Genomic DNA, 2,890 nt, shown 5'->3' on the forward strand with positions numbered 1-2,890 from the left:
CCTGGGGAGTGTGGACTTCACCGTGGATCCTTAGGCAACACCACGGCCTGCCAACACAACGGAACCCAGCAGCGAAGACGCAGCTCTGGGAATCTATTTCTGCAAGCTCTCTTGCAGCAGAACGCCCTGCCCCCACGAGACCCTGGGCAGTTTGCGCAAAGCCTACGATGCCGTTACTGGATGGCTGCGTATTGAGGGTCGTGAGGCGAGGTTGAAGGACTAGATTGAATTCAGCACGCGACACTGGGGTGGCCGTGGTTGATCCTTTGCGTGATCGTGTAAATCCGCTGCCCATGGGCCCCTGCAATTCCTAAGGCCTTGACTGCGCTGATGCCATGCGGGCAGTCCGGCAAGCCCGCCATTGGAGTTGCTGTGTCCTGCAGGTTGCATTGGCTGGGGTCGTTGAAGAACCACTCGGGAACGGAATGCTCCAGCGCGCGCATGTACTGGCCCCGCAGGCAGTTACAGGCCATCCACCTCTTCTCGCCGTTGACCTTGGCGCAGATGTTGTGCACATGACCACGAGGTTTGTTGCCCAGCTCCTGGGCATTGGCGCGGATGGCGGCGGTGCAAGTGACTTCAGGGGTTTCCACAAGGTCGGCGGCAGTGGACGCCTGTCTTGCTGGGTTTCGAGCCAAATTGGGCGTTTCCGCCTGATGGATAAGCGCTGATAGCTATCAATTTAGGATCTTGGGACAGCTACAAGCCTGCATATGCGAGGCAGGTCGCATTTGAGTTTTAATTTTCCAATTCGTGATTTAAGCAAAAGGCAAGACCTGACCCCATGCCGTGCCCACAAGCGACCAATACGATCTTCCGAGATGTGAGCTGTATGCACCTGCAATGACATGGCTATATTGAGGACCGGGCTTATCTCGATCTGATTGGGTTTGTGCAAAAAACCATCTTGCGGGCCAGCGATTACTCCAGCGCCACCACCCCGCATAATTCTCAATCACCCAAACACATCACAAAAATACAATCAAACCACATATCGTAAAAAACAAAAACCATGACAACGGTCTTTTAAAATCATCGACATTCCCCTTTTTTAAATAAGTCAATGCCATCAAAGAAATAAATACAACCGCAACGCATGCAATCCATAAAATTTTATCCTCGACCAGCATTTAAAACAACTCCCACAACAAGTCGGTCACCTTTTGAAATACAGTCCCCAAAGATCCGATCATTAGCCGCATGGTGGCAGCCGCCCAATCTTGTCCAGCTTTAAAATAGCCCAAAAACCAGCAGCCACGGCCAAAGCTGATATTACATTAATCACTATTGCCTTCTGCTCATTTGCCCCTTGATCTCCGTCAATTATTTTATTAGCAGTCTCAATGTATTTTATCAGGCCAAAATAAACGCCGCCAATCAAAAATACCGCACCAATAAATCCAGAAAAACCTGTCAACGAGACCATAAATATTGCCCCAGCAGCGGGCCGAGTACGATCGCGAGCATTGCGATAGTAATAGCGATGACAGGTATCCACGCACCATTAGTTCCCCCCTCAATGGTGTAAGCCCCCGCCCCCGTATCCGGGGCGATCTGGATATACCCCGCCCCCGTCCACCCACTCTCCGTAATCGGGCTCTGGTGGATGGTCACCTCATACCCCGCATCCAGCGACTGCTGCACCCGGTTCTGGGTGTCCCAGCTGCGCTGACAGCGCCGTACTCACTATGCCCGGGTTATCGTTGTAGACCTTCTGCGTAATGGCGTAAATCCTCTGCTCCTGGGCCGCTGCAATCCCCAGGGCATTGACTGCACTGATGCCTTGCGGGAAATCCGGCAGGCTTGGCGTGGGTGTTGTTGTGCCTTGCAGGTTGCATTGGCTGGGGTCGTTGAAGAACCGCTCTGGCACCGCATGCTCCAGCGCGCTCATGTACTGGCCCCGCAGGCGGTTGTAGCCCGCCCACATCTTCTCGTCGTTGTCCTTGGCCCAGGTGATGTTGCGCACGTGGCCGATGTCCATGTTCACCCCGGGGAACTTGACCTGCCGCACCACGCCCCAGCTGTAGATGGGGTCGGCCACGGGGGAAACATGCCATATGACAGGTAGGGGCCTTCACGCTCGCTTATTCGGCCTGTACCCCTCCTGCAACATCACACCTTAGAATCGGCCGATTTTTTTTCCTTCCGAGATATCTCGTATGCATAAATCAATACACAAGCGCAGGTCAAAACCACAAATCCACGAAAGGAAAAAAAATCCCCAAAGAGCAATAACATTATTGTAAGAGCCAAATAAAATAGGCCATACCAGCCATCAATATCATTTAAGACACGCATGATTTTGAACTCCAGCGGTGACAACCGCCACAAACAATCCTATTATCGGCTGTATAATTCCAGCGCCAATTCCGAACCAAGCCAAAGCCCATGCAATATTTTGCAAATTTGCCTTCAATACAGTAGAAATTTCTAGACTATCAAGAGAGCAAAAAACCGAATACCAAGCCAGCATGGCCAAAACCCCAAGAGCTAACATTGGTGACAAAAAGCTGGATAGTATCACTGCCCCCGCAATAAAAATTATTGCTGAAATTGCTACTACCGCTGCAATGTAAAAAAGAGCCGCAATAAATTTGAGAAAGCTCCCATTTGCTCCCCCCTCAATGGTGTAGGCTCCCGCCCCCGTAGCCGGGTCGGTGGCGATGTACCCAGCCCCCGCCCACCCACTCTCCGCAATCGGGCTCTGGTGGATCGTCACCTCATACCCTGCATCCAGCGACTGCTGCACCCTGTTCTGGGTGTCGTAGCTATGTGCGTTCAGGCTCGTGCTGACGATGGTGGGATTGTCGTTGTAGACCTTCTGCGTGATCGTGTAAATCCTCTGCCCCTGGGCCGCTGCAATCCCCAGGGCTTTGACTGCGCTGATGCC

Annotated in this window: 3 protein-coding genes and 1 pseudogene; all 4 read right to left on the minus strand. The window is 52.5% G+C overall.

What is annotated here, in order from left to right:
* Window positions 1-230 precede the first annotated feature (230 nt).
* A complete protein-coding gene (locus CBY09_RS23370) occupies window positions 231-593 on the minus strand; it encodes a hypothetical protein (RefSeq protein ID WP_133066339.1) in 363 nt (120 codons plus the stop codon).
* A gap of 599 nt (window positions 594-1,192) precedes the next feature.
* Window positions 1,193-1,498 (minus strand): hypothetical protein, encoded by a 306-nt coding sequence (locus tag CBY09_RS23800; RefSeq protein ID WP_165773980.1) that lies wholly within the window; start codon window positions 1,496-1,498, stop codon window positions 1,193-1,195.
* Window positions 1,499-1,615: 117 nt separating this feature from the next.
* The gene (locus tag CBY09_RS23380) at window positions 1,616-2,041 is read right to left on the minus strand and encodes a hypothetical protein (RefSeq protein WP_094291967.1); all 426 of its coding nucleotides are present in this window, start codon (window positions 2,039-2,041) and stop codon (window positions 1,616-1,618) included.
* A 240-nt stretch (window positions 2,042-2,281) separates the two neighbouring features.
* A pseudogene (locus CBY09_RS24200) lies at window positions 2,282-2,890 on the minus strand (transglutaminase); the annotation flags it as partial.

Origin of the sequence: Acidovorax kalamii, from assembly GCF_002245625.1 — a bacterium.
Lineage (GTDB): Bacteria > Pseudomonadota > Gammaproteobacteria > Burkholderiales > Burkholderiaceae_C > Acidovorax > Acidovorax kalamii.